This window comes from Sinomonas sp., assembly GCF_051955515.1.
Lineage (GTDB): Bacteria > Actinomycetota > Actinomycetes > Actinomycetales > Micrococcaceae > Sinomonas.
In genome coordinates this window covers 1-26,080 of sequence record NZ_JBQCGQ010000008.1, presented here as the reverse complement: position 1 = coordinate 26,080, position 26,080 = coordinate 1, and the positions used below count along the sequence as shown (strand labels likewise).

The 26,080-nt window shown below is 68.4% G+C and carries 26 protein-coding genes and 1 pseudogene; 6 read left to right on the top strand and 21 right to left on the bottom strand.

Translation table 11 applies throughout. The features are described 5' to 3' along the window. Positions 1-85 precede the first annotated feature (85 nt). The 15 genes from ACTHL9_RS00635 to rimP form a co-directional block, all read right to left on the bottom strand. A complete protein-coding gene (locus tag ACTHL9_RS00635) occupies positions 86-2,353 on the bottom strand; it encodes a polyribonucleotide nucleotidyltransferase (protein ID WP_440516693.1) in 2,268 nt (755 codons plus the stop codon). A 234-nt stretch (positions 2,354-2,587) separates the two neighbouring features. Continuing rightward, entirely contained in the window at positions 2,588-2,857 is a 270-nt protein-coding gene (rpsO, locus tag ACTHL9_RS00630; RefSeq protein ID WP_043127127.1) for a 30S ribosomal protein S15, read from the bottom strand. A gap of 144 nt (positions 2,858-3,001) precedes the next feature. Further along, a complete protein-coding gene (locus tag ACTHL9_RS00625; RefSeq protein ID WP_440516692.1) occupies positions 3,002-4,267 on the bottom strand; it encodes a kynureninase in 1,266 nt (421 codons plus the stop codon). After that, entirely contained in the window at positions 4,264-5,091 is an 828-nt protein-coding gene (gene kynA, locus ACTHL9_RS00620) for a tryptophan 2,3-dioxygenase (protein ID WP_440516691.1), read from the bottom strand. The genes ACTHL9_RS00625 and kynA overlap by 4 nt, the downstream gene beginning before the upstream one ends. A gap of 108 nt (positions 5,092-5,199) precedes the next feature. Beyond that, a complete protein-coding gene (locus ACTHL9_RS00615) occupies positions 5,200-5,841 on the bottom strand; it encodes a hypothetical protein (protein WP_440516690.1) in 642 nt (213 codons plus the stop codon). A 10-nt stretch (positions 5,842-5,851) separates the two neighbouring features. Continuing rightward, positions 5,852-6,844: a bifunctional riboflavin kinase/FAD synthetase gene (locus tag ACTHL9_RS00610; RefSeq protein WP_440516689.1), complete on the bottom strand. Its 993-nt coding sequence runs from the start codon at positions 6,842-6,844 to the stop codon at positions 5,852-5,854. Positions 6,845-6,878: 34 nt separating this feature from the next. Then, complete coding sequence (locus tag ACTHL9_RS00605) at positions 6,879-7,313, bottom strand: hypothetical protein (RefSeq protein WP_138418970.1); 435 nt, start codon at positions 7,311-7,313, stop codon at positions 6,879-6,881. Then, positions 7,300-7,665 (bottom strand): hypothetical protein, encoded by a 366-nt coding sequence (locus ACTHL9_RS00600; protein ID WP_440516688.1) that lies wholly within the window; start codon positions 7,663-7,665, stop codon positions 7,300-7,302. Before ACTHL9_RS00600 ends, ACTHL9_RS00605 begins: the two co-directional genes overlap by 14 nt. Continuing rightward, entirely contained in the window at positions 7,662-8,567 is a 906-nt protein-coding gene (gene truB / locus ACTHL9_RS00595; RefSeq protein ID WP_440516687.1) for a tRNA pseudouridine(55) synthase TruB, read from the bottom strand. The genes ACTHL9_RS00600 and truB overlap by 4 nt, the downstream gene beginning before the upstream one ends. Positions 8,568-8,593: 26 nt before the next feature. Continuing rightward, positions 8,594-9,076 carry a nucleoside deaminase gene (locus ACTHL9_RS00590; protein WP_440516686.1) on the bottom strand — a complete coding sequence of 161 codons (483 nt, stop codon included), beginning with the start codon at positions 9,074-9,076 and terminating at the stop codon, positions 8,594-8,596. Positions 9,077-9,092: 16 nt separating this feature from the next. Continuing rightward, positions 9,093-9,569 carry a 30S ribosome-binding factor RbfA gene (rbfA, locus tag ACTHL9_RS00585; RefSeq protein ID WP_440516685.1) on the bottom strand — a complete coding sequence of 159 codons (477 nt, stop codon included), beginning with the start codon at positions 9,567-9,569 and terminating at the stop codon, positions 9,093-9,095. A 66-nt stretch (positions 9,570-9,635) separates the two neighbouring features. Further along, positions 9,636-12,527, bottom strand: a complete 2,892-nt coding sequence (infB, locus tag ACTHL9_RS00580) for a translation initiation factor IF-2 (protein ID WP_440516684.1) — start codon at positions 12,525-12,527, stop codon at positions 9,636-9,638. A 117-nt stretch (positions 12,528-12,644) separates the two neighbouring features. After that, entirely contained in the window at positions 12,645-12,884 is a 240-nt protein-coding gene (locus ACTHL9_RS00575; RefSeq protein WP_440516683.1) for a YlxR family protein, read from the bottom strand. A gap of 107 nt (positions 12,885-12,991) precedes the next feature. Then, positions 12,992-13,981, bottom strand: coding sequence for a transcription termination factor NusA (nusA, locus tag ACTHL9_RS00570; protein ID WP_440516682.1), 990 nt, complete (start codon positions 13,979-13,981; stop codon positions 12,992-12,994). Continuing rightward, positions 13,981-14,598: a ribosome maturation factor RimP gene (rimP, locus tag ACTHL9_RS00565; RefSeq protein ID WP_440516681.1), complete on the bottom strand. Its 618-nt coding sequence runs from the start codon at positions 14,596-14,598 to the stop codon at positions 13,981-13,983. Before rimP ends, nusA begins: the two co-directional genes overlap by 1 nt. A 98-nt stretch (positions 14,599-14,696) precedes the next feature. On the opposite strand from rimP, the gene ACTHL9_RS00560 reads away from it, so the two are divergent. From ACTHL9_RS00560 to ACTHL9_RS00550, 3 genes and pseudogenes are all read left to right on the top strand, one after another. Further along, complete coding sequence (locus ACTHL9_RS00560) at positions 14,697-15,698, top strand: DUF4439 domain-containing protein (RefSeq protein ID WP_440516680.1); 1,002 nt, start codon at positions 14,697-14,699, stop codon at positions 15,696-15,698. A gap of 52 nt (positions 15,699-15,750) precedes the next feature. Next, positions 15,751-16,467: pseudogene (locus tag ACTHL9_RS00555) on the top strand (VIT1/CCC1 transporter family protein); the annotation flags it as partial. A 23-nt stretch (positions 16,468-16,490) separates the two neighbouring features. Then, on the top strand, positions 16,491-17,513 hold the full coding sequence (locus ACTHL9_RS00550; RefSeq protein WP_440516679.1) for an aminoglycoside phosphotransferase family protein: 1,023 nt from the start codon (positions 16,491-16,493) through the stop codon (positions 17,511-17,513). Positions 17,514-17,518: 5 nt separating this feature from the next. Here the strand turns inward: ACTHL9_RS00550 and ACTHL9_RS00545 are convergent, their stop codons facing one another. From ACTHL9_RS00545 to ACTHL9_RS00535, 3 genes are read right to left on the bottom strand one after another with little or no spacing between them, the layout of a single operon-like run. After that, positions 17,519-18,916, bottom strand: a complete 1,398-nt coding sequence (locus ACTHL9_RS00545; RefSeq protein WP_440516678.1) for a pyridoxal phosphate-dependent decarboxylase family protein — start codon at positions 18,914-18,916, stop codon at positions 17,519-17,521. A gap of 22 nt (positions 18,917-18,938) precedes the next feature. After that, positions 18,939-19,739 carry a sulfite exporter TauE/SafE family protein gene (locus ACTHL9_RS00540; protein ID WP_440516677.1) on the bottom strand — a complete coding sequence of 267 codons (801 nt, stop codon included), beginning with the start codon at positions 19,737-19,739 and terminating at the stop codon, positions 18,939-18,941. 8 nt (positions 19,740-19,747) lie between these two features. Then, positions 19,748-21,553, bottom strand: coding sequence for a proline--tRNA ligase (locus ACTHL9_RS00535; protein ID WP_440516676.1), 1,806 nt, complete (start codon positions 21,551-21,553; stop codon positions 19,748-19,750). 145 nt (positions 21,554-21,698) lie between these two features. Between ACTHL9_RS00535 and ACTHL9_RS00530 the strand changes: the two genes are divergently transcribed. From ACTHL9_RS00530 to ACTHL9_RS00520, 3 genes are read left to right on the top strand one after another with little or no spacing between them, the layout of a single operon-like run. Next, on the top strand, positions 21,699-22,421 hold the full coding sequence (locus tag ACTHL9_RS00530; protein ID WP_440516675.1) for an ABC transporter ATP-binding protein: 723 nt from the start codon (positions 21,699-21,701) through the stop codon (positions 22,419-22,421). Next, positions 22,418-23,173, top strand: a complete 756-nt coding sequence (locus ACTHL9_RS00525) for an ABC transporter permease (RefSeq protein ID WP_440516674.1) — start codon at positions 22,418-22,420, stop codon at positions 23,171-23,173. Before ACTHL9_RS00530 ends, ACTHL9_RS00525 begins: the two co-directional genes overlap by 4 nt. A gap of 10 nt (positions 23,174-23,183) precedes the next feature. Beyond that, positions 23,184-23,831, top strand: coding sequence for a TetR/AcrR family transcriptional regulator (locus tag ACTHL9_RS00520; protein WP_440516673.1), 648 nt, complete (start codon positions 23,184-23,186; stop codon positions 23,829-23,831). On the opposite strand, the gene ACTHL9_RS00515 is transcribed toward ACTHL9_RS00520, so the two are convergent. The 3 genes from ACTHL9_RS00515 to ACTHL9_RS00505 form a co-directional block, all read right to left on the bottom strand. Beyond that, entirely contained in the window at positions 23,777-24,658 is an 882-nt protein-coding gene (locus ACTHL9_RS00515; RefSeq protein ID WP_440516672.1) for a GNAT family N-acetyltransferase, read from the bottom strand. The two genes, ACTHL9_RS00520 and ACTHL9_RS00515, sit on opposite strands and share 55 nt — an antisense overlap. Next, positions 24,612-25,778, bottom strand: coding sequence for a flavodoxin-dependent (E)-4-hydroxy-3-methylbut-2-enyl-diphosphate synthase (ispG, locus tag ACTHL9_RS00510; RefSeq protein WP_440516671.1), 1,167 nt, complete (start codon positions 25,776-25,778; stop codon positions 24,612-24,614). Before ispG ends, ACTHL9_RS00515 begins: the two co-directional genes overlap by 47 nt. 29 nt (positions 25,779-25,807) lie before the next feature. Beyond that, the coding region (locus ACTHL9_RS00505) for a YciI family protein (protein ID WP_440516670.1) at positions 25,808-26,080 on the bottom strand (273 nt) is incomplete at its 5' end.

Here is a 26,080-nt window from a genome sequence, read left to right as displayed (position 1 = left end):
CATCCTGCCCGAAGATCGTGGTCGACGCCGGAGCGCCGTCCACGAGCTGGCCGCTTGTCAGCGGCAAGGCAATACTGGCCATGGCCTAGGCGTCGGCCGCCTCGGCACTCGCCTGGATCGCGACGGCTTCCTCAGCGACGTCCTCACCCTCGGCGATCACGGGAGCGAGCGAGAGCTTGCCGCGGTCGTCGATCTTCGTGATCTCAACCTGGAGCTTCTGGCCCACCGAGACGACGTCCTCGACGTTGTCCACGCGCTTCCCGCCCGCGAGCTTGCGCAGCTCGGAGATGTGCAGGAGTCCGTCCTTGCCCGGCGTGAGCGAGACGAACGCGCCAAACGTCGTCGTCTTCACGACCGTGCCGAGGTAGCGCTCGCCGACCTCAGGCAGCTGCGGGTTCGCGATCGCGTTGATCGCAGCCCGGGCAGCCTCGGCCGAGGAGCCGTCGGTCGCGCCGATGAGCACGGTGCCGTCGTCCTCGATCGAGATGTCGGCGCCCGTGTCCTCCTGGATCTGGTTGATCATCTTGCCCTTGGGGCCAATGACCTCGCCGATCTTGTCCACGGGGATCTTGATCGCGATGATGCGGGGCGCGAACTCCGAGAGCTCGTCCGGGCCCTCGATGGCGGCATTGATGACCGAGAGGATGTGAAGCCGCGCCTCCCGAGCCTGCTTGAGGGCAGCCGCGAGGACCGAGGCGGGGATGCCGTCGAGCTTCGTGTCGAGCTGGATCGCGGTGACGAACTCGCTCGTGCCGGCCACCTTGAAGTCCATGTCCCCGAATGCGTCCTCGGCGCCCAGGATGTCGGTGAGGGCCGCGTAGCGGGTCTGACCGTCCACCTCGTCGGACACGAGGCCCATGGCGATGCCGGCAACCGGAGCCTTGAGCGGCACACCGGCGTTGAGCAGCGACAGCGTCGAGGCGCAGACCGAGCCCATGGACGTCGAACCGTTCGAGCCGAGGGCCTCAGAGACCTGACGGATGGCGTACGGGAACTCCTCGCGGGACGGGAGCACCGGCACCAGGGCACGCTCGGCCAAGGCGCCGTGGCCGATTTCGCGACGCTTCGGCGAGCCGACGCGTCCCGTCTCACCCGTCGAGTACGGCGGGAAGTTGTAGTTGTGCATGTACCGCTTGTGGGTCTCGGGCGACAGCGAGTCGATCTGCTGCTCCATCTTGAGCATGTTGAGCGTGGTGACGCCGAGGATCTGCGTTTCACCGCGCTCGAAGATCGCCGAACCGTGGACGCGCGGCAGGACCTCGACCTCAGCAGTGAGCTGGCGGATGTCCGTGAGCCCGCGGCCGTCAATGCGGACCTGATCACGGAGGATGCGCTGGCGCACCACCTTCTTGGTGACCGAGCGGAAGGCGGCAGAAAGCTCCTTCTCGCGGCCCTCGAACTGGCTGGCGAGCTGGCCCAGGACCTCGTCCTTGAGCGCGTCCGAGGCGGCCTCGCGCTCCTGCTTGTCGGCGATGCTGAACACCTGGGCGAGGCGCTCCGCGGCGGCGGACTCAACCGCCTCGTAGGTGTCCTGCTCGTAGTCGAGGAAGATCGGGAACTCGGTGGTCGGCTTCGCCGAACGGTTCGCGAGATCCTGCTGCGCCTCGCAGAGCGCACGGATGAACGGCTTCGCGGCCTCGAGCCCCTCGGCCACGACCTCCTCGGTCGGCGCGGTGGCGCCCTCGTCCTTGATGAGGTTCCAGGAACGGTCCGTGGCCTCGGCCTCGACCATCATGATGGCGACGTCATCGCCGTCGTCGCCCGACACAACGCGCCCGGCGACGACCATGTCGAACGTCGCGTTCTCGAGCTGGGAGTGCTTCGGGAAGGCAACCCACTGCGGGCCCTGCGCGTCGTGCACGAGCGCGACGCGGACGCCGCCGATCGGGCCCGAGAACGGGAGTCCGGCAAGCTGGGTGGACATCGAGGCCGCGTTGATCGCGACGACGTCGTACAGCTCGTCGGGGTGGATCGCGAGCACCGTCACGACCACCTGGACCTCGTTGCGGAGGCCCTTGACGAACGCCGGGCGCAGCGGGCGGTCCATAAGGCGGCAGGCGAGGATCGCCTCGGTAGACGGGCGGCCTTCACGACGGAAGAACGAGCCGGGGATGCGGCCTGCGGCGTACATGCGCTCTTCGACGTCGACCGTGAGCGGGAAGAAGTCGAAGCCCTCGCGGGGAGCCTTGCCGGCCGTCGTGGCGGAGAGCAGGGCGGTTTCGTCGTCGATGTACGCCATCGCCGCGCCGGCGGCCTGCTTGGCAAGGCGGCCGGTCTCGAAGCGCACCACGCGCTGACCGAAGCGGCCGTTGTCAATCACGGCCTCTGAGAACTGGATCTCGGGACCCTCCATGGAGAGCCACCTCCGTTTCCTCTTGTCTGGTGGAGGCGAGGAACCCGGTCTTCGATCGAGGCCCTTCGCACGTCTCGGAGACGTCCGCAAAAGCCACTACCGAGGACCGCAGGCTGCCGTCGTCTCCGGTGGATTCTAGTAGTCGGTGTGTAAACGCTTACGTCATGCTGATGCGGCCCGCCGCTTCACTCGAGAAGATTCCTTCCCTCGAGAAGAGGCGAGCCGCTTCAGGGACTATCGGCGCAGGCCGAGACGCTCGATGAGCGAACGGTAGCGGTCGATGTCGGTGTCGTGCAGGTAGGCGAGCATCCGCTTGCGACGACCGACGAGCGCGAGCAGACCGCGCTGCGTGTGGAAGTCGTGCTTGTGCTGCTTCATGTGCTCAGTCAAGTCCTTGATGCGCTTCGTCAGAACGGCGATCTGGACCTCCGGAGACCCGGTGTCGCCTTCCTTGGTGGCATATTCCTTGATGATCGCCTGCTTGACGGCGGGATCCAAAGCCATTGAGCTCAGTACCTCTCGATTCGTGCCGTGCGGCCCGCAGGACGCTGCGTCCTCGGGGAACACCGACCTCACGGAAGATCTCTCTCAACGGAGGCGCGGCGCGGCCCAGGCCGCCACGGACTGCAGCGAGGGCCAACGAGCAGTCTATCGTGCGGCCAATGTCTGTGTCGAAACCAGCGCACTGCGAATGGCCTCGATCCCGCGCAGGGTTTCCGCGAAACTCGTGCTGAGCGGCGAAAGGCCCAGCCGGAGGCCTTGAGGCGCACGGAAGTCCGGAATCACGCCGCCATCCCACAGTACCTGAGTGAGGCCTCGGAATGCCGGGTGCTCAAGGGTCACGTGACCGCCGCGGAGCGCAGCATCAACCGGCGATGCGAGAGTCACCCCGAGCGGCTCGAGCAGTTCGCGATGCGCCTCGACGGCGAACTCCGTGAGCGCGATCGATTTGGCCCTGATCGCATTGATCCCGGCCTCCTCGATGAGCTCGAGCATGCCGCGGAGCGGGAGCATGCCGAAGATGGGCGGCGTGCCGCTCATGAACCGGCGAATGCCCTCGGCCGGTTCGTATCCGTGGGCCATCTCGAATGCCTCGAGCCGTCCCATCCACCCTTGGATGGGCTGCCGAAACGCCTCGTGATGCCGCGCTGCAACATAGGCGAACGCCGGGGCACCCGGACCGCCGTTGAGGTACTTGTACGTGCATCCTGCGGCGAAGTCAGCGCCCCACGCGTCCAGTTCAACAGGCACCGCCCCCACGGAGTGGCAGAGATCCCAGACGATGAGCGCGCCCGCCCGGTGGGCCAGAGCGGTGATCGCCGGCGCGTCTGCGATGTAGCCCGAACGGTACGCCACATGGGAGAGGACGACGACGGCGGTACGCCCCGTGATCGCCTCCGTGGCTTGCGCCGTGGTCACCCCGATGGCGGGATCAGCCTCGATCCAGCGCACCGAGAGACCGCGTTCGGCCGCGATGCCCTCCACGATGTAGCGGTCCGTGGGGAAATTGTCCGTGTCCACCACGATCTCGGTGCGCCACGCATCGGCCATGCCGACGGCGGCTCGGATGAGCTTGTAGAGGTTCACCGTCGTGGAATCGGCGATGGCGGTCTGGCCGGCTTCGGCACCGAGGCAGGCCTTCGCGAGCCGATCCCCCAGAACGAACGGTTCGGCCAGCCATCTCTCGTCCCACCCTCGGATGAGCCGGCCGCCCCACTCTTCCTCAGCGAACCCCCGAACGTCCTCGGCTGTGCGGCGCAGCGGCCGCCCGAGCGAGGTGCCATCGAGGTACGAGAGCACCTCGTTCCCGTCCTCTGTGCCGATGAAAAGGCTCCTGTACTGCGCCAGGGGATCTCCGCCGTCGAGCTCGTGGGCACGTACTGCGAGCCTCCCGCTGTCCTGGCTGTGGCTCATCGCCCACCCTCCGTCCGCCCGATCTCAGTCCTGACCGCGAAGAGCTCCGGAAAGAAGGTGAGCTCCAGCGCCTGGCGCAGGAAGCCGACGCCGGAGGACCCTCCAGTCCCGGTCTTCATCCCGATGGTGCGTTGGACGGTGCGCAGATGCCTGAACCGCCACAGCTGGAAGTTGTCCTCGAGGTCGACCAGTTCCTCGCAGGTCTCGTACGCGGACCAGTGCTGCTCCGCGTTGTCGTAGATGTTCTTGAACAGCGGCACCAGATCCGAACAGAACGCGTGGGCCACCCGGACGTCGCGATCGAGGACTTGGGCCGGCACTGCGTAGCCCTGCCGCGCCAGATACCTCAGGAATTCGTCGTAGAGGCTCGGCGCGTCGAGCAGAGCCGCGAGCTGGGCGCGCATGTCTGGCTCTGAGTCGAAGACCGCGAGCATGTCTTCGTTCTTGTTGCCGAGGATGAATTCGACGGAACGGTATTGCCCGGACTGAAAGCCCGAGGCATGGCCCAGGAACCCCCGGAACTGGGCGTATTCGTGGGGCGTGAGGGTGGCAAGGACGCTCCATTGCTCAGTGAGCGTCTTCTGGATGTGCTTCACCCGGGCGATGGCCTTGAGCGCCGCCCCGAGGTTGTCGTCTCTGAGCCAGCCGCAGGCGCTCCTGAGCTCGTGGAGGACGAGCTTGAGCCACAGCTCCGTGGTCTGGTGCTGGATGATGAACAGGAGCTCGTCGTGGTGTTCCGGAACGCTCACGGGGTGTTGGGCGCTCAGGAGGCGGTCGAGTTCGAGGTATCCGCTGTAGGTCATGCGGCCGCTCAGATCACGCACAATGCCGTCTTCGAGTGCGCGTGTGTTCTGGCGGGTGGCTTCCTTCTGCGGCGGCGTCTTTGCCGATCGTGTACTTGCAGTAGACGTGAGATCTGTCACCCGCCCAGCCTAACGCCGCTGGCGCCGGCGCTCCGTGATCCGGACGGGCTCCAAGGGTGGCTCCCTGAACTCGGCCCACCCGAGCAGGGCGAAAGCAAGGCCCCACAGACCGACCCCGGCTTGCGTCCACGGGGAGGAAGTCCACGACGCGTTCCCCAACGCGAGGGTGGGAAACACGACAAGGACCGGGAGGAGGCCGACGACGAGCGGCAGGCAGCGCTCCCAGCCGTGCCAGACGTGGTGGCGGATTGCCGCCACTCCAGCCAGCAGGAAGCCGAGCGGAACCAGCAGCGTGGCGCCGGCGTCGAAGACCCACAGCTCCCCGAACGGAGAAAGGATGTTCGCCACGGCGAGAAGTGCCAGTCCGAGGATGGCGAGGGCAAGGCCGGTGCGGGCAAGGAGGCTCCCGCCAAGCGCGTGATCCGACCAGAGGCCTACGCAGCCGAAGAGGATCAGGATCTGCGTGACGCCCACCGCCGGATTGACGAGGTCGAAATAGGCACGCGTGACGGACGCGAAGAGCCCGCCGACATCGAGCACGAACATCGCACAGCCGCCGGCGACCATCGAGATCGCCGCCCACCGAAGCCAGGGTGCGGTTCCGCGAGGCACTCCCCCGCTGCCCGGCGGACCGCCGTTGGCGAGGCTCATGCCGGGAATTCTAAGCCCGTGGACCGGCTCCGGCCAGAATGCGTCGCGCCTGATCGACATCGACCTTCATCTGCTCAATGAGCGCTTCCGGGCCGCGATAGGCAACCATGCCCCGAAGCCGCTCGACGAACTCGACCACGACCTTCTGCCCGTAGAGGTCAAAGTCCTCGGGCGCCTCGTCCGGGCGGTCCAGGACATGGGCCTCCACTTGCCGGGTGACCCCAATGAACGTCGGGTTCGACCCGACGGAGATCGCCGCTGGCCACTTGGTACCGGACTCGTCGATGAGCCATCCGGCGTAGATGCCATCGGCGGGAACGTGTCCGATCGCTTCGTGGTCGAGATTCGCCGTGGGGGAGCCGAGGGCGCGGCCCCGAGCCGCGCCGTGCACCACCTCGCCGTGCAGGGCATGCGGGCGGCCGAGGATCTCCGCGGCGGTGTGCACATCGCCGCGGTCCAGAGCCTCGCGGACCCACGTTGACGAGCAGCGCCGCCGCTCATCGTCGGCCAGGAGGCTCGGGTCCTTCTCCTTGAACTCGTCGACGACGACCACCTGGAAGCCGTGGCGACGACCGAGCTCCTGCATCGTGCCGAGGTCCCCCGAGTTTCCGCGGCCGAAGCGCACGTCGTGGCCCACCACGACGGCGCTCGCATGCAGCCCGTCCACGAAGACGTTCTGGACGAATTCCTCGGGCGTCTGGTGGGCGAATTCGAGGGTGTAGTGGAGCACCAGGATGGCGTCGAGACCGTACCCGGCCAGCGCCGCGATCCGGTCGTCGATCCCCATGATGAGATCCGGAGCTGTATCCGGGCGGTGGACCTGCGCCGGGTGGGGATCGAACGTGACGGCGACCATCCTGCTCCCCGCCGCGCGGGCGGTCCGTTCAAGCTGGGCGAGCACCTGCTGGTGCCCGCGGTGCACGCCGTCGAAGTTGCCGATGGTCACCGCCGCCGGACCGAAGTCGCTCGGCACCTCGTCAAGCCCGCGCCAAATCTGCACCATCGTTCCTGCCTCGTCGCTGATTGTCTCGCGCCCTTTACACTACCGGCTGGCGTCGGGGGCGATTGGTGTAGAGCCATGCGAGCCCCACGAACGGCAGGACGAGGGGAATGAAACCATACCCCCTGCCATACACGCTCCACACCGTGTCCTGCGCGAAGTCCTGTGGCGCCACCACGCTCAGGGTGCCGACGGCAAGAACGCCGACGAGCTCAACGAGGACGGCCGTGCACGTGACGTACCAGCTCGTCACGCCCTTCCGCGCCATGGCGACCGTGGCCACGATGTAGACAACGGCGGCGACCGCGCTGAGGACATAGGCGAGCGGCGCCTCGGCGAACTTCGTGGCGATCTGATAGCCAGCACGGGCTGTAGCGGACAGCGCAAAGATGCCGTACACGGCAACGATCAGCCGGCCGACGCCCTTGCTGCGGGTCCTCGGCGAATGTTCTTCCACGTCAGAAGGCTCCATTCCAGATCTGCTCCATGCGGAACAGCATGACGAAAACGGTGATGGGGACGGCCGCGAGCACCACGTTGCTCCAGCGCGACTTGTCGAGGATCGCCCACCAGAAGGCGGCGATGGGCAGCACGAGTGCGGTGATGAGGTAGCCCCAGAACTCCCACGGCTCCCCGCGGACGGCTTCTCCCCCGGCTTGGCGAACCCCGGCAGCCACGCCGAAGATCACCAGGAAGAGCTCGACGGCGGCAACCGAGAGGATCGCCGCGTCGCCCGGATAGCGCGTGGTCGCCGCGGCGACGAGGCAGATGACGGCCGAGACGGCGAACAGCGCGGTCCCGATCCAGAAGAACGGATCGGTCACGTGGGCTGCTCTCCCTTGGCGTCGCCGCCCTGGGCCGCGAAGACGAGTTCTGGCCGTGCGGCCGGCCCGGCGTCCTTGAGCAGGGCCACGAGGCGTCCATCCGGCCCGAACGCAGCTGTGACGTCGTCGCGCCCGCTGGGAGCGATGCGGCGACCGAAGGAAAGCTCGATCGCTTCTTCCGGGCTGAGCTCACGGGCCGGCAGGAGAGCCCGCGCGGCTTCGGCGAGCGGAAGGATCTCGAGGTCCTCGGCGAGCTCCTCGAGGGTGCGTGCAGCGTCGATCCTGTAGGGCCCCACCTGAGTGCGGCGGAGGGCTGTCAGGTGGCCGCCGACGCCCAAATCGGCCCCGAGGTCTCGGGCGAGGGCCCGGATGTACGTCCCTGACGAGCACCTGATGGTCGCGTCCACGTCGAGCAGCCGCCCTCCCCGCTCACGGCGGATGTCGTGGATCTCGAAGGAGTGCACGGTGATCGGGCGGGCTTCCAGCTCCACGCTCTCGCCCGCGCGGACGCGCGCGTAGGACCGCTGGCCGGCGATCTTGATCGCGCTCACGCTGCTCGGCACCTGGAGGATCTCCCCGGTGAGGCGCGCGGCGCCTTCCCGGATCTGCTCTTCGGTGACAGCCGCGGCGATCGTCTCGGACACCACCTCGCCCTCGGCATCGTCGGTCACGGTGCTCTGACCGAGGCGGATCGTCGCCGTATAGGTCTTCGAGGTGCCCACGATGTAGGAGAGGAGCCGGGTGGCGCGGTTGACGCCCACCACCAGAACGCCCGTCGCCATGGGATCCAGTGTGCCTGCGTGGCCCACCTTCCGCGTCCCGGCCAGACGGCGGACCCGGCCGACGACGTCGTGGCTCGTCCATCCCTGCGGTTTGTCGACGATCACGAGTCCAGAAAGCACGCCTCTCAGTATATGGAGGTCAGGGATCAGTACTTGACGCGGCCTCCGAACGCCGTCCAAGCCTCGAACGGCGCAGCGCTCTCCGCGATGGGGCTATGCGTGATCGGCATGAGCGTGTGGTCCACGCCGTCGAAGTACTCGTAGAACCTCGCGTCGTCGAAGCCCACAGCCGCCGCGTCGTGGCGGTCCGCGGCGAAGTACACCTTCGCGACGTGCGCCCAGAGCGACGCCGCCAGACAGAGCGGGCAGGGCTCGCAGCTCGAGTAGAGAACGGCGCCGCGCAGGTCGAACGTGCGTGAACCGGCAGCGGCTCGACGGATGGCGACGACCTCGGCATGGGCGGTGGGGTCGTTGTCCCGTGTCACGCGGTTGGTTCCCTCGAAGACCGAACCGTCCGGCATCCGCACCACGGCGCCGAACGGTCCGCCGCCGTCGGCCACATTCGCAACGCCCAGCTCGACGGCGCGCTCTAGGTAGCGCGAGACGTTGTCAGCATCCATGCCGCCCATGGTAACGAGGGCGAGGTCACTGCTCCTCGGCGTCGATATCGACGCCGTCGAACTCGGACTCGTGCTCGACGTCCTCATGGGGCTTCCGGTAGGGGTCCGCGTCCCCCGCGGGCCGGGCGGCCGCGGCAAGGCGGGCCACCTCCTCGTCGCGGGCGCGAGCCTGCCGGAGCAGATCCTCTACGTGCGAGGCGTTGACCGGCACCTCGTCGGCCACGAACTCGAGCGTCGGTGTGAGGCGGATAGTGAGATTGCGCCCGAGCTCACGGCGCAGCACACCCTTCTTCGCCTCGAGCACGTCACGGGCGCCCTCTTGCGCAGCCGTATCGCCGAGAACGGTGTAGTACACCGTTGCGTGCTGGAGGTCGTTCGTCACGCGGGCGTCCGTGACCGTGATGGTCTCGGCGCGCTCATCCTTGACGGCCTTGCGCAAGGCTTCGGCGACGACGACCTTGATCCGCTGAGCGAGGCGCGCAGCGCGTGCCGGATCAGCCATGGGGAAACTCCTTCTGTGGACTGGGAAGGGGCCCCGCACCGGCGGGGCCCCTTCGTGACGGACGCGTCAGACGCGCGGCTTCTCGCGCATCTCGAACGTCTCGATGATGTCCTCGAGCTGGATGTCGTTGAACGACCCCAGTCCGATACCGCACTCGAAGCCCTCGCGGACCTCGGTTGCGTCGTCCTTGAACCGCTTGAGCGAATCGATCGAGAGGTTCTCGGCCACCACGACGCCGTCGCGGAGCAGACGTGCCTTCGCGTTGCGACGGATCAGGCCGCTGCGGACGATCGAGCCGGCAATGTTGCCGAACTTGGAGGACCGGAAGATCTCGCGCACCTCGGCAGTGCCGAGCTGGACCTCCTCGTACTCCGGCTTGAGCATGCCCTTGAGGGCGAGCTCGATGTCCTCGATCGCGGCGTAGATCACCGAGTAGAAGCGCATGTCCACGCCCTCGCGGTCCGCGAGTTCGGCCACACGTTCTGCAGGGCGGACGTTGAAGCCGATGATGATCGCGTTGTCGACCGTAGCGAGATTGACGTCGTTCTGCGTGATCGCACCGACTCCGCGGTGGATGACACGGAGCTGGACTTCCTCGCCCACGTCGATCTTGAGCAGCGAGTCCTCGAGCGCCTCGACGGCACCGGACACGTCGCCCTTGAGGATGAGGTTGAGGGTATCGATCTTGCCCTCGGCCACAGCCTTGTCGAAGTCCTCGAGGCTGATCCGCTTCCGGCGCTTCGCGAGCTGGGCGTTGCGCTCGGCTGCTTCGCGCTTCTCCGCGATCTGACGGGCAGTGCGCTCGTCCTCGGTCACGAGGAACGTGTCGCCTGCACGCGGCACCGAGGAGAGGCCCAGGACCTGGACCGGACGCGAGGGCGTCGCGACCTCGACCGGCTCGCCGTCCTCGTCGAACATGGCGCGAACGCGGCCATGGGCCGTGCCTGCCACCATGTTGTCCCCGACGTGCAGCGTTCCGGACTGGACCAGCACGGTGGCGACTGCGCCTCGACCGCGGTCGAGGTTCGCCTCGATGGCAACGCCGCGGGCGTCCTTGTTCGGGTTGGCGCGGAGGTCAAGCGCCGCGTCAGCCGTCAGCAGGACCGCCGAGAGGAGGTCATCGATGTGCAGGTTCTGGCGGGCGGAGACATCCACGAACATCGTGTCGCCGCCGTACTCCTCGGGAACGAGGCCGTACTCGGTGAGCTGGCCGCGCACCTTGTCCGGGTTCGCGCCTTCCTTGTCGATCTTGTTGACCGCGACCACAATCGGCACGCCGGCCGCCTGGGCGTGGTTGAGCGCCTCGACGGTCTGCGGCATCACGCCGTCGTCCGCAGCGACCACAAGCACGGCGATGTCCGTGACCTGTGCACCACGGGCACGCATGGCGGTGAACGCCTCGTGACCCGGAGTATCGATGAAGGTCAGCTTGCGTGCGTCGCCCTCGTGCTCGAACTCGATCTGGTACGCACCGATGTGCTGGGTGATGCCGCCATGCTCGCCCTCCACCACGTTCGTGTGGCGGATGGCGTCGAGAAGGCGGGTCTTACCGTGGTCGACGTGGCCCATGACGGTGACCACTGCAGGCCGGGTCTCCAGATCCTCGTCGGTCTCGGCCTCGAGTTCCGCCTCGAGGTCGATGTCGAAGGACTCAAGCAGCTCGCGCTCCTCGTCCTCCGGGGAGACGACCTGGATCTTGTAGCCGAGCTCCTCGCCGAGGACCGAGAACGTCTCCTCGTCGAGGGACTGCGTAGCCGTTGCCATCTCGCCGAGGTGGAAGAGCACCGTCACCAGCGACGCGGGGTTCGCATCGATCTTCTCAGCGAAGTCGGTGATGGACGCACCGCGACGCAGCCTGACAATGGTCTCGCCGTCGCCGCGGGGCACCGAAACGCCGCCGAGCGAGGGTGCGCTCATCTGCTCCAGCTCTTGGCGCTTGGCGCGCTTCGACTTGCGCTGCTTGCCGCGGCCAGCACCGCCCTTGCCGAAGGCACCCTGGGTGCCGCCGCGTCCGCGGCCGCCCTTGCCGAAACCGCCTCCTGCGGGGGCTCCACCCGGAGCGCCACCGCCGCCGGGGCGACCCGGGCCGCGTCCGCCGGTACCTGCGGGACGTGCCCCAGGCTGCGGACGATCAGAGCGAGGGGGCATCATGCCGGGGTTCGGCCGAGCGCCGCCGCCTCCAGGACGAGGACCGCCCGAACCGCCCGGACGCGGAGCGCCGGGACGGGGAGCGCCACCGGGGCGAGGTGCGCCCGGACGCGGAGCGCCGGAACGCGGAGCCTGGGGACGCGGGATGCCGGCGGTACCACCCGGACGCGGTGCGGGACGCGGCCCACCCGGCCGATCGCCGTCGCGCGATCCCGGACGAGGCATGCCCTGCGACGTCGCGAAGGGGTTGTTCCCCGGCCGCGGCGCGCGCTCTTCGCGCGAGCCAGGACGCTGCATGCCCTGAGAGGACGAGAACGGGTTGTTGCCGGGGCGAGGGCCGCCGGGCCGGGGGCCAGGGGCAGCGCCCGGACGGGGGCCGGAACCGCCGGCGGGACGCGAGGCCTGCGCCGGGGCGGCCGGCTGGGCCGGAGCTGCCGGGCGGGCAGGTCCCGGCTTCACCGAGGCTGCGGGCGCCGACTGCTGAGCGGCCGGCGCGGAAGTCTGCGGAGCCCGGGGGGCAGGGGTTCGGGGCGCAGCCGAGGGTGCGGGTGCGCTCTGGGCCGGGGCTGTCTGGACCGGCGAGCTCTGGGGCGCGCGGGGCGCCGCAGGACGGGCGGCTGCTGTGGCAGTCGCCTTGGCCGGCTTGGACGCGCCGCCCGGGGAGGCGTCGCGAAGCTTCTTCACGACGGGCGCCTCGATGGTCGAGGACGCAGAACGCACAAACTCACCCAGCTCTTGAAGCTTGGCAAGGGCGTCCTTTGAGGTGATACCGAGCTCCTTCGCGAGCTCGTGTACGCGGACCTTGGCCACATTTCTCCTGTCTCGGTCCGCGCCGAGCCAGGCGTGGACCGTCTACTGCTTTTTGTCGGCGCGCAACAAGAGGTTCATCGCTACGCGCTCATGGGACGGGGACTCATCGGGTTTCCATCAGATTTCTGACCCGCTTTCAGCTGTGACGGTGACCGTGCCGGCGGTGGCCTGCACGATGGTGCCGAAGAAGTCGTCCACGGCCTCGTGGTCCACCGCGCCTCTGAAGGCGCGCTGGAACGCGCGGCGTTTGACGGCTTGCGTCAGGCATGCGCGGTCGGGATGCAGCCAAGCACCTCGCCCGGGCAGTCGGCGGCGCGGATCGACGACGACGCGTTGAGAGTCCTCAGCGTCCCGCACCAGCCGGAGCAATTCAGACCGAGGCGCAATCTGGCGACAACCGATGCACGTACGCAGTGGCTTCTGCCCCAGTGGTTCCTGCACCCCGGACCTATCTATCCTACAGCCTAGTTGGCAGGGTCCGCTTGCCGGCTGGCCGCGTCCGATGTGATGTCGATCCGCCAGCCCGTGAGCTTCGCGGCGAGCCGGGCGTTCTGCCCTTCCTTGCCGATGGCGAGGGAGAGCTGATAATCCGGCACCATGACCCGGGCGGACCTGCCCGCCTCGTCGACAATGCTCACCGACTTGACCTTCGCTGGCGAGAGGGCGTTCGCGATGAACGTCGCCGGGTCGTCGCTGAAGTCGACGATGTCGATCTTCTCCTCGTTGAGCTCGGTCATGACGGCACGGACCCGGGAGCCCATCTCACCGATGCACGCGCCCTTCGCGTTGACCCCGGGGACGTTCGCCCGCACGGCGATCTTCGTCCGGTGGCCGGCCTCTCGCGCAATAGCAACGATCTCGACGCTGTGGTCGGCGATCTCCGGCACCTCGAGCTCGAAGAGCTTCTTCACGAGCCCAGGGTGGGAACGCGACAGGGTGATGGATGGACCCTTCATGCCCCGGTGGACGTCGACCACATAGGCACGGATGCGGTTCCCGTGAAGGTATTGCTCGCCCGGGACCTGTTCTGGAGGAGGCAGGAGGGCCTCGACGGCGCCGAGGTTGACCTGCACCATGTGGGGGTTGCTGCCCTGCTGGATCTGGCCGGCGATGAGTTCGCCCTCGCGGCCCTTGAACTCACCGAGCACGTTATCGTCCTCGACGTCGCGGAGCCGCTGGAGGATGACCTGCCGGGCGGTGGTTGCGGCGATGCGCCCGAATCCCTCCGGCGTGTCGTCGAACTCGCCGATCGGGTTTCCCTCCTCGTCGATCTCCGTGGCCCAGATCGTGACGTGGCCGCTCCTGCGGTCGACCTCCGCGCGGGCCTTCTCGATCGCGCCGGGTGACTTGTGGTAGGCGAGGAGGAGGGCCTGCTCAATTGTCGGGATGAGCTTGTCGACAGGGATGTCCCGCTCGCGCTCCAGCAGGCGCAGCGCGCTCATGTCGATGTCCACTAGGCCTCCTCGGCGTCAACGTCGGTATCAGTATCAGATTCGAAACTCTCGAAGGCGGCGTCCGGGACAGCCTCGACGCGGGTGAACTCGACCTCGACCTTCCCGCTGCGGATCTGTTCGAATCCGAGGCGCACAGGGTCCCCCTGCTTGGGCTTGACCCCCTTGGCCGCGGGCAGATCGGGAACGACAGTGACGCCGTCGTCCGCCACCTCGACGAGGCGGCCGGTGACGTTCTCGCCCTGGATCACATTGACCTTGACCACATGCCCCCTGGCGCGTCGCCAGTGCCGGGGCTCGGTAAGCGGCCGGGAGACGCCTGGCGAAGAGACCTCGAGATCGTAGGCCTGATTGGCAGCGAACACCCCGCCATCCCGGTTCTGATCGAGGACCCCGGAGAGCTCGCGGGAGATGGCCGCGATGACATCGAGGCTCACTCCCCCGGTCTCCTCCTCGGGGAGGTCGACCACGACGTGGAGCGTGCGGTGCGCGCCGGCGACTTTGATGGAGACTCCCTCGAGGAAGAGGTGGTGCGCCTCGACTGTCGGCTCGAGCAGCGCGACCAGGCGAGCCTCCTCCGCCTCGAACGGCGAGCTTGGCGCCTGACGGGCCTCAGACATACGGGGCCGCCTCCTTGTTGTTCGTTGTGTTCTCTAAGACTATCGGCTCGTACGGGCGGGTGGTGGGTGGCGAGAGCTGCCATGCGATGATCGAGCCCGTGACTTCAACCACCGTCTGGCTTCGTCGGCTCTGGCCAGCCGCCGCGCTCGGTGCTGGGACCGTCGTCGTCGGACTCGGTACCGCGACGCTCGTGGCGCTCCAGCCGCCCGCCTCTCCCCCGCCGAGCCGCGCAGTCCTCGCCCTGCGCTCAGCGCACGACGACGCCGCCCGCCTTGCGGGCCTCGCGCGCGCCGCAGGGCAGCCCGCCGCTGCGCTGGTGCTCGACAGGCAGGCGACGGTGCTGGCCGCGGCTCCGGGTGTGGCGACCGGGAGCCCCAGTGCGGGCTCGCCCCCATCTTCAAGCACGGCATCTTCGAGTACGACGGCGGCCCGCGACCTTGCGGACGGACTGTCGGCGAGCGTCGCTGCCCGCCTCGGAGCCCTTGCCGACGTTGACGGGCCGACGTCGACGGTCCTCGCCTCGGTCGCCGCGGCCCAGTCCCTTCAACTCGATGGGATCACAAAGGCGACGAGGCAGGCGCCCGTTCCCGGCGCCTCTCCAACGGCCAGCGCCTCTCCAATGGCCAGCGCCTCGTGCGCTCCATCGAGCGCGAGTCCCGGCGCGAATTCTGCCGGCGCGAACCCCGTAGGCACCGGGCTGGCGACCGTTGCGCGCGCGGAACAGGCCTCGGTCTACGTCCTGGAGACCGCACTCGCCCGCACACAGGCCGGAAGCGGGGAGGCCGCCGGCCGGACTGCGGCGCTCGATGGCCACCGGAAGCAGCTCGTCGAGGTCGCCACGCTGGCGACCTCGCTCTGCACCGCCCTTCCCCCGCAGGATCCGGCCTTCGCCGTCCCTGCCGACTTCGCGGCGAATCCCGAGCCCACGGTGGGCGCTGCCGCAGTGTCGGCCGAGCAGGCGTGGGCCCAACTCGTGGGGACCCTCCCCCCTGCCAGTCGGTCCGGTGCGGCCACCGGCCTCCTCGCCGCCGCGCGGTTGGCTCCGGACACCGTGGCGCCGTTCCCCGGGATCCCCGCCGCCGCAGTACCCGCCTCGTGAGGCAAGGCTTGCTTCGCTGGATGGGCGCGGCTCTGAGTGCCAGAGTTGACCTATGACGACCGAATCTGCCACCGGCCTGCACCCGGAACCCCAAGGAACTGATCTCGCAGCCAAGCTCAATTGGCTGCGTGCCGGCGTGCTGGGAGCCAACGACGGCATCGTCTCGGTGGCCGCTGTGGCCGTGGGTGTTGCGGGCGTCACCACTGACAACGGTCCGATCCTCGCAGCCGGTCTCGCCGCCCTCGCCGGCGGGGCAATCTCGAGGGCCTTGGGCGAGTATGTGTCGGTCAGCAGCCAGAGCGACAGCCAGAAGCACCTCATCGCCAAGGAACGGCAAGAACTGCGGGATGAGCCCGAGGAGGAATTCCAGGAGCTCGTCGCCCTCTACGAGAAGAAGGGCCTCTCCAAGGACCTCGCGACGAAGGTCGCGCACGAGCTTACCGAGAAGGACGCGCTCCGCGCCCACCTCGACATCGAGCTGAACATCGACCCGGACGAGATCGTAAGTCCCTGGCACGCGGCCTTCGCCTCGGCGATTTCCTTCCTGTGCGGCGCGGTCCTGCCGCTGCTCGCCATCCTCTTCTTCCCGCAGGCCATCCGTGTACCGCTGACGTTCCTCGTGGTGCTCGTCGCGCTGGCGATCACGGGTGCCGTCGGAGCGTGGATCGGTGGCGGTTCGCGAACCAGAGCTTCGGTGCGCGTGGTGATCGGCGGCGCGTTGGCGCTCGCCACGACATTCGTCCTCGGCAGCCTGCTCGGCAGAGCTGGCGCGGCCTGGGCGGAGACTGCTCCATGTCCCCGGCGCACTCTCTGGTTCCCGACGACCTGGTGCCTGACGACCTCCGGCGCCGCTACTCGCGTACGCCCGGGGGCCGAGCGTGGCTCGCCTCACTGCCGGGGAACCTGGACCACTGCCTGCGCAAGTGGGAATTGGTGGTGGAGGACGGTTTGGGGCCATGGTCGGGGTTCGGTGCCCTCGTCGTGCCCGTGCGGCGTGCCGGGCAGCCGTTGGCCCTCAAGCTTGCCTACCCCCATGCCGAGGCAGCTTCGGAGCCCATCGCCCTCCGGCTGTGGGGCGGGACGGGAGCCGTGCGGCTCCTCGAGCAGGACCTCGAGGACGGAACAGGGGCGCTCCTTCTCGAACGTCTCGACTCAACCCGTCGACTGCAGGACGTGCCCTTTCCCGAGGCGATTGAGGTGTGGGGAAGGATTGTCCGCCAGCTGTCGATCGAGGAGGACTATCGCCCTGAATGGGCGGCCTTGGACCGATTGGACGCCCGAGCCGAGAAGTGGAGCGATGAGCTTCCGGCCCGGTGGGCGGACCTCGACCGGCCGTTCCCCCGCTGGCTGCTCGAGGCCGCCCTCGACGTGTGCTCGACACGGGGGATCGTGGGCCGCCGCGGGGGACGCGACGTCCTCGTCCACACCGACCTGCACGGGATGAACATCCTGGCCTCGCTCGACGGCGACGCCTTCAGGGCGATTGACCCTCAAGCCGCTGTGGGCGAGGCCGAGTTCGGCGTCGCCCCGATGCTCTGGAACCGCCTGCCAGAGCTCCGGCCCAGCGACGCGCCCGCCGCGCTCTTGGAACGCTGCCATGACCTGGCGCGGGCTGCGGGTCTCGATCCCGAGGGGGCGCGCGAGTGGGCGATCCTGCGCGAGATCGAGAATGCGCTCTGGTACGCCGCGAAGACGGATCATCGCCGCGACCTCGAACGGTCCCTCTGGGTCGCGAGCGCCCTGTGCTCACGCCCCCTTCCCGGCCTTCCCGAGGCGTGGGAGCTCAAACGGCTAGACGGCTCGCGGCACCCGTAAGACGGTCAGAGGCCTCCCGTCGCTGCGAGCGCGTCGCGGACCGCCGACACCGAGACCTCGACATCCTGATCGTCAGAGGACCAGTTGGCCACGGAGATCCGGAGCACCGCGCGGTCGTGCCACCGTGAGCCGCTCATCCAGACCCGGCCATCCTTGGCGAGAAAGTCGGCGACGGCGCGAGTGCGCTCGTCCGAGCCGAACGCGAGGGTCACTTGGCTGAAGACGACGTCGTTGAGCACCTCGGCCTCGGGAAGCTCGCCGATCCGGCGTGCGAGCTGCGCCGCATGGCGGGCCAGCCCCGCCACGAGGGAGTCGACGCCAGCCCTGCCGAGCGAGCGAAGAGCAGCCCACACCGGGACGCCCCGCGCGCGTCGGGACAGCTCAGGGACCTTCTCGAAAGGATCCCCCGGACCGTGGTCGCCGTGGACATCGTGCACGAGGTAGTCGGCATGCAGCCCCAGTGCGTGCCGGAGGGCGACGACGTCGCGGCACACCACGATCCCGCAGTCATAGGGGACGTTGAGGTTCTTGTGAGCATCCGTCCCCCACGAATCGGCATCCTCCGCGCCGGCCATGAGCTGCCGGGTTGACCCAGAGGCAGCGGCCCACAGCCCGAAAGCGCCGTCGACATGCACCCAGGCGGCATGCTCGCGGGCTGCGGCAATCGCGTCGGGGAAGGGATCGAACGCCCCCGAATGGATGTTGCCGGCTTGGAGGCACACGATTGCCGGCCCGGCCCCCTGTTCGAGCGCTGCAGCCAGCGCATCCGGGCGGATCCGTCCCTGCCCATCGACCGGAATGGCCTGCGGCGCCCCGAGCCCGAGCAGGCGAAGCGCCATGTCGATGGTGTCGTGCCGTTCGGCGCCCACCAGCACCCGAACGCACGGCCCTCCGGCGAGCCCGCGCTCGTTCACATCCCAGCCGAGGCGCTCGAGCACTCTCCAGCGCGCCGCGGCGAGCCCCGAGAAATTGGCCATGCTGGCACCGGTGGCGAAACCGACGTCTGCGGTGCGCGGCAGCTGGAGGAGGTCAAGGATCCATCTCCCCGCGGCCTCCTCGGCCGCGACCACGGCCGGCGTCGCGAAGCGGAGCCCCGTGTTCTGGTCCCACGCGGTCACGAGCCAGTCGGCGGCCATGGCTGCCGGGAGCGTCCCGCCGATCACCCAGCCGTAGAACCTGCCGGAGGCCATCGCCATGAGCCCGGGCTCGGCAGCCGAGGCGAGGAGGTCCACTGTGCCTGCGGGGTCGAGGCCTGCGTCCGGCAGCTCGCCCCCGAACGCCTCGGCGAGCTGATCCGCCGTCGTCAGCGGGCCCACATGACGCGAGGGGAGGCTCTCGAGCCAGCGGCGAGCATGCCCAGCGGCCCGGTCCAGGGGTGCGGCATAGTCCTCGGGACGCAGCATGCGTGAATGCTACGCCTGATCGTCAGTGGGCGGCGAAGTTCTCGTTCCAGACGTCGACGCCCAGCTTGACGGCCAGCGCGGCGACGACGGCGAGGAAGACCCAGCGGATGAAACGATTGCCGCGGGCCACTGCCATGCGCGCGCCGACATAGCCGCCGCACATGTTCGCGACGCCGAGGACGAGGCCCACGCCCCAGAGGAGGGCTCCGCTTGGGGCAAACAGGAGCAGCGCGCCGATGTTCGTGGCCATGTTGACGATCTTCGCCTTCGCGCTGGCCTCGAGGAACGCGTACCCCATGCCGGACACGAGCGCGATGACCAGGAAGGATCCAGTGCCGGGTCCGATGAGCCCGTCGTAGAAGCCGATGACCACGCCGAGCCCGCAGGCAGCCGCGAAGTGCCGGCGCCCTTTGAGCCGCAGCTCCGTGTACTGCCCGAGGGACGGCTTGAACACGGTGAAAAGCGCAACGGCGATGATTGCGGCGAGGATGATCGGTTTGAAGACCCGGGACGGCAGAGCCGAGGCCAGAGCCGCGCCGCCGAACGCCCCGGCGAGGGCCACGAGCGCCATCGGAATGGCTGTCCTGAGGTCGGGCCTGACTCGCCGCGCGTACGTCACGGCACTGGTGGTGGTCCCGAAGACCGAGCCCATCTTGTTGGTGGCGAGCGCCTGCACCGGCACGATCCCGGGCAGCGCGAGCAGCGCCGGAAGCTGGATCAGCCCTCCCCCGCCGACGACGGCGTCCACCCACCCCGCCCCGAAGCCGGCGGCGACGACGAGGGCGAGTGTGAGGGGGTCGAGGAGTTCGAAACCGCTCTGCACCGGCGCGGCTAGGCGCGGGAGCTGACGGCGCGGACCACGTAGTCAGCGACGTCGGCCACCGGAATGTCCTCGGCGGCCCCCGAGCGGCGGTCCTTCACCTCAAGAGTCCCGTTCACGAGGCCCTTGCCCACCGCGACGATGGTCGGAACGCCGATGAGCTCCGCGTCTCCGAACTTGACGCCGGGCGAGACCTTCTGACGGTCGTCCAGCATCACGGTGAGGCCGCGGCTCTCGAGCTCCGCCGCGAGGCGCTCCGCCTCCGCGAAGATCTCCTCCCCGCGGCCGACGGCGACCACGTGGACATCGGCAGGAGCAACGGACCTCGGCCAGATGAGGCCGCGATCGTCGTGATTCGACTCCGCGAGCGCCGCGACGGCCCGGGTGACGCCGATGCCATAGGAGCCCATGGTCACGGTGACCTGCTTGCCGTTTGCGTCGAGAACCTTGAGGTCGAGCGCCTCGGCATACTTGCGGCCGAGCTGGAAGATGTGGCCCATTTCGATCCCGCGCGCCGTCTCGAGCGGACCTGAGCCGTCAGGGGACTCGTCGCCCGCCCGCACCTCGGTGCACTCGATGACACCGTCCCAGCCGAAGTCGCGTCCGGCGACGAGGCCGTAGACGTGCTTGCCCGGCTGATTCGCCCCCGTGATCCAGCGGGTGCCAGGAACGACGCGGGGGTCCACGAGGAAGAGGAGGCCGGACTTGCCCTCGAGCCCGAGCAGCGCGTCCTCGGGGTCGAGCCCGGGGCCGATGTAGCCCTTGGTGAGGAGCGGCTGGGACTTGAGTTCGTCGTCGTTCGCCGGCTCAAGGCCGATCTCGCCTGCCACGGGCAGGAACGCGCCCAGGTTCGCCTCGACGCGCTTCAAGTCCACGGCACGGTCTCCGGGCACGCCGATGACCACGAGCTGCTTCTCTCCCGTGGGGAGCGTGGCGGTGAGCACCACGTTCTTCAGCGTGTCCGCGGCAGTCCACGGACGATCGGGGTTGGGGAAGATCGTCTGGGAGGCTTGGACCAGGGTGTCGATCGTCGGGGTATCCGGCGTGTCGAGTACCTTCGCGGGCGGGGCGTCCGAGAAGTCGATCGCGGGCGGCACCACGGTGGTCACTGCCTCCACGTTAGCGGCGTAGCCGCCGGGAGAACGGACGAAGGTGTCCTCGCCGATCTCGGTCGGATGCAGGAACTCCTCGCTCTTCGAACCGCCCATGGCACCCGCGGTCGCCTTGACGGGAACGACCTCGAGGCCAAGGCGGTCGAAGATCCGCAGATACGCGCTGCGGTGCGCGGCGTAGCTCGCGTCGAGGCCCTCGTCGTCCACGTCGAACGAGTAGGAGTCCTTCATGATGAACTCGCGTCCGCGAAGCAGGCCCGCGCGGGGCCGGGCCTCGTCGCGGTACTTGTTCTGGATCTGGTACAGGCTCAGCGGCAGATCCTTGTAGGACGAGTACAGGTCCTTCACGAGGAGGGTGAACATCTCCTCGTGCGTCGGCGCAAGGAGGTAGTCGCCATCCTTGCGGTCCTTGAGCCGGAAGATGCCCTCGCCGTACTCCGTCCACCGGTTCGTGGCCTCGTAGGGCTCCTTGGGCAGGAGCGCGGGGAAATGGACCTCCTGGGCGCCGATCGCCGCCATCTCCTCGCGGACGATCTGCTCGACCTTGCGCAGGACGGCCAGGCCCAGCGGGAGCCACGTATAGATGCCGGGAGCCGCGCGGCGGATGTAGCCGGCACGGACAAGCAGCTTGTGGCTGGCCACCTCTGCGTCAGCCGGGTCCTCGCGGAGGGTTCGCAGGAACAGGGTGGAGAGTCGCAGGACCACGCGCGGCATCCGTTCTGGCTGTGAGCTGTTGGCTCGGGGACAGGAAAAGGTCAGCTACCAATGTATCCCAGCATTGACCAGCTCCGAGCGGGCATCTACCCTTAATTCATCGCCTGATGAATTCATCACTTGATGAGGAGGGTCGATGGACCAAGCCCCAGCCATCGGAGCCAACGGCCTCTCAGTGCGCCTCCGGCGAACCGAGGTGCTCCACGAGATCAGCTTCACGGTTCCCGAGGGGAGAGTGACCGGACTTCTGGGCCCCTCCGGAAGCGGGAAGAGCACTCTGATGCGCTCCGTCATGGGCGTCCAGCGCATCGCGTCCGGAACCTTGCACGTCCTCGGACGCCCGGCCGGCACCGCCGCACTGCGGCCTCTCGTCGGCTACATGACCCAAGACGCGGCCGTGTACGGCGACCTCACCGTGCTCGACAACGTCCGCTATTTCGCCGCGCTCCAGCGCAAGAGCCGGGCCGAGGCGCGCGAGGCCATTGCCGCCGTCGGCCTCACGGAGTTCGAGAAGCGCAAGGCCGTCGATCTCTCGGGCGGGCAGTTCAGCCGCGTCTCCCTCGCCTGCGCACTGGTGGGGAAGCCACGCGTCCTGGTCCTCGACGAGCCCACCGTCGGACTCGATCCCGTCCTGCGGGTCGACCTGTGGGAGCGCTTCCGGGCCCTCGCAGACCAGGGCACCACGCTCCTCGTGTCCAGCCACGTGATGGAGGAGGCCGGGCGATGCGATTCGCTCCTGCTCCTGCGGGACGGCCGGCTGCTCGCCCAGCTCACGCCCGACGAACTGCGCGACCGCGGGAAGAGCCAAGACCTCGAACAGGCGTTCCTCGGAATCATCCGGGAGGTGGAGCCGGTATGAACCCCCGCATGCTCGCCGCGACCACCGCGCGGGTCCTCAATCAGCTTCGGCACGACCACCGAAGCATCGCGATGATCCTCGTGGTCCCCTCCGTGCTGCTCGCCGTTGTGTACTGGCTCTTCGAAAACGAGACCCTGCCGCCCGGCGTCCCCCGGACATTCGACCGCATCGGCCCAATCATGCTCGCGATCTTCCCGTTCGTGATCATGTTCCTCATCACCTCGATCACGATGCTGCGCGAACGGACATCCGGCACGCTCGAACGGCTCATGACCACCCCGATCCACAAAGCGGATCTCCTCTTCGGTTACGGCATCGCGTTCGCATTCATGGCCGCACTCCAGTCGGCGATCGCGACAGGCGTCGCCTACTGGGTCTTCGGCCTGGACATCAAGGGGTACGGCGGCCTTGTGGTCCTCGTCGCGGTGGTCAACGCGGTGCTCGGGGTTTCACTCGGGCTGTTCTGCAGCGCTTTCGCCCGCACCGAATTCCAAGCCGTCCAGTTCATGCCGATCGTCGTCATCCCGCAGATCCTGCTGTGCGGCCTGTTCGTCCCCCGGAGCCAGATGAACAGCGTCTTCCAGACCCTGTCCGACTGGATGCCGCTCACCTATTCAGTCAAGGCCCTGCAGGAGATCACGGCGAACGTGGATGCCACCTCGGAGATGTGGCGCGATCTGACCATCATGGCGATCGTCCTGGTCGGCCTCCTGGCGCTCGCGTCTTTCACGCTGCGGCGCAAGTCATCGTGAGGAACGCCGGATGATGGCGCGGCCCAAGGGCGGCTCGGACCGGCGCGCTGCGATCGTCGCCGCCGCCACGCGCCTCTTCGCGGACGACGGGTACGACGGCGTGAGCCTGCGCCAGATCGCGCGCGAGGCCGGCGTCGATTCCGCCCTCGTGCACCACTACTTCGAGGGCAAGGAGGACCTCTTCGCGGCCTGCGTCGAATTGCCCGCGGAGCCGGACGACGTCCTCCACGGGATCGATGAGGTCGCCTCGGCCGAGCGCGGGCGCTTCGTGGCGCGCGCTGTCCTCCGGCTGTGGGATGGGCCGCAGCAGCGGGCGCTCGCCGCGTTCCTGCGAGGAACCATCAGCTCGACCGTGCGTACCCACCTGCTCGGCAACGTTGTTCAACGCAGGATCCTCGCCCACATCGTCGACGGACTCCCGGGAGACGACGACGAGCGGAGGCTCCGCGCCTCGCTCGCAGCGACGCAGGTGGTGGGGTTCATCCTGGTGCGCTATGTGGTGCGGCTTGAGCCCCTCGCGTCGCTCCCGCTGCAGGACGTCGAGGATCTCCTCGCCCCGGCACTCCAGCGCGTGCTGACCGAGCCGCTTCCGACCGAGACAGATCAGAACAGGACCGTCGCGAAGGTTCCCACCCGTTCGAAGCCGACGCGCTCGTAGCACGCCTTCGCCCGATGGTTGTAGTCGTTCACGTAGAGGGTCACGATTGGCGCGAGCCGCTGGGCGAAGGCAACGACGGCCGCCATCCCCCCGTGGCTCAGGCCCATGCCCCGATGGGCCGGGCTCACCCACACGCCCTGCACCTGGCTCGCGGCGGACGACACGGCCCCGAGCTCGGCCTTGAAGAGCACGCTTCCGTCATCGCCGAAGCGGGCCATCGAATGCCCTTGCTGGATGAGCTGGCGGACGCGCCGGTAGTAATTGTCGCTGCCCCCGGCCACTGGCGAATAGCCGACTTCCTCCTCGAACATGGCCACGCAGGCCGGAGCGACGGCGTCGAAGTCTTCGAGGGCGGTGATGCGGACGAGGGGATCGGGTCTCACGGAAGGGCCCCCCTCAATCGCCATGAGGGGCTGGACGTCCCGCACTTCACGGGCGCGCCGGCCTCCGAGCGCGTTGTAGATGCCGAGCGTGGGCTCCGCGGGGCCGAAGATCGACGCGAACCGCCGGTCGGCCGCTCGGATCACACGGGCGAACGCGGTAGCGTGCTCCGGTGCCATGCCGACGGGAACGATGTTCGCGCCGAGCCAGCACGCCCCCGCAAGCCGCCCCTCGCCGTCGAACGCACCGAGAACCTCGGCCCCACTCGGGGTGGGAGCCGCCGACCCGGCCGCCAGCAGATGGGCCGCGATGAAGACGTTCGCGACCGGGTCAAGGGCCGCGAGTTCGCAGAGCTCGAGGGTGTCCTCGTGCCCGAGCGTGCGGATGAGCGGTTCGTCCTTACGAGACGGTGACCACGGGGCCGCCCGCTGCAGCATCTTCGCCATCGGCCTCCCCCATCTCCTCGGCGATCTTCATCGCCTCTTCGATCAGAGTCTCGACGATCTCGCTCTCGGACACGGTCTTAATGACCTCGCCCTTGACGAAGATCTGGCCCTTGCCGTTGCCGGAGGCCACCCCGAGATCGGCCTCGCGGGCCTCCCCCGGACCGTTCACCACACAGCCCATCACCGCAACGCGGAGCGGGAACGTCATGCCCTCCAGGCCTGCCGTCACCTCGTCGGCGAGCTTGTAGACGTCCACCTGAGCTCGCCCGCAGGAGGGGCAGGAGACGATTTCGAGCCTACGTGGACGCAGGTTGAGGGACTGGAGGATCTGGATCCCGACCTTGACTTCCTCCACCGGGGGAGCCGAAAGCGAGACGCGGATCGTGTCGCCGATGCCCTGGGAGAGCAGCGCTCCGAACGCCGTGGCCGACTTGATGGTGCCCTGGAACGCCGGCCCGGCCTCGGTGACCCCGAGGTGGAGCGGCCAGTCGCCCCGCTCCGCAAGGAGCTCGTAGGCGCGGACCATCACGACCGGGTCGTTGTGCTTGACCGAGATTTTGAAATCGTGGAAGTCGTGCTCCTCGAAGAGGCTCGCCTCCCAGACCGCGCTCTCCACCAGGGCCTCGGGCGTTGCCTTCCCGTACTTCTTGAGGAGGCGGGCGTCGAGCGATCCGGCGTTGACGCCGATGCGGATCGACGTGCCGTGATCCTTCGCGGCCTGAGCGATCTCCTTGACCTGGTCGTCGAACTTCCGGATGTTGCCCGGGTTCACGCGCACTGCGGCGCACCCGGCCTCGATCGCCGCGAACACGTACTTCGGCTGGAAGTGGATGTCCGCGATAACCGGGATCTGGGACTTCTTCGCGATGATGGGCAGCGCTTCGGCGTCATCGGCGGAAGGGCAGGCGACGCGGACGATGTCGCAGCCGGCCGCCGTGAGTTCGGCGATCTGCTGGAGCGTCGCGTTGATGTCCGTCGTCGGCGTCGTGGTCATCGACTGGACGCTGATCGGGTACTCGGAACCGACCCCCACGCTGCCCACGTGGATCTGCCGGGTCTTGCGACGGGGGGCGAGAACGGGCGGCGGGGCGGCGGGCATTCCGAGGCTGACCGAAGTCACGTGAGCTCCTTGTGGGATGTTGCTTCTGACTAGAACTGCGAGAGGAGCGAGCCGCTCACGGGAGTCCACGCGACGGCGTTCGTCTCGGCGAGGAGGCCTTCGACCGCGAAGGGGTCCTCGGCGAGGAGCGAGTGGAGGGAGTTGGCGTCGTCGGCCTTGAAGAGCAGGAGCGCCCCGGTGCCATCCTCGTACGGACCGCTCACCAGGAGCTGCCCCTTCTCGGCGACGGTGGCGAGCCAGCCCCGGTGATCCGGGCGGACTTCGTCTCGGCGGGAGGCGGTGGAGGCATCGTAGCGGTATTC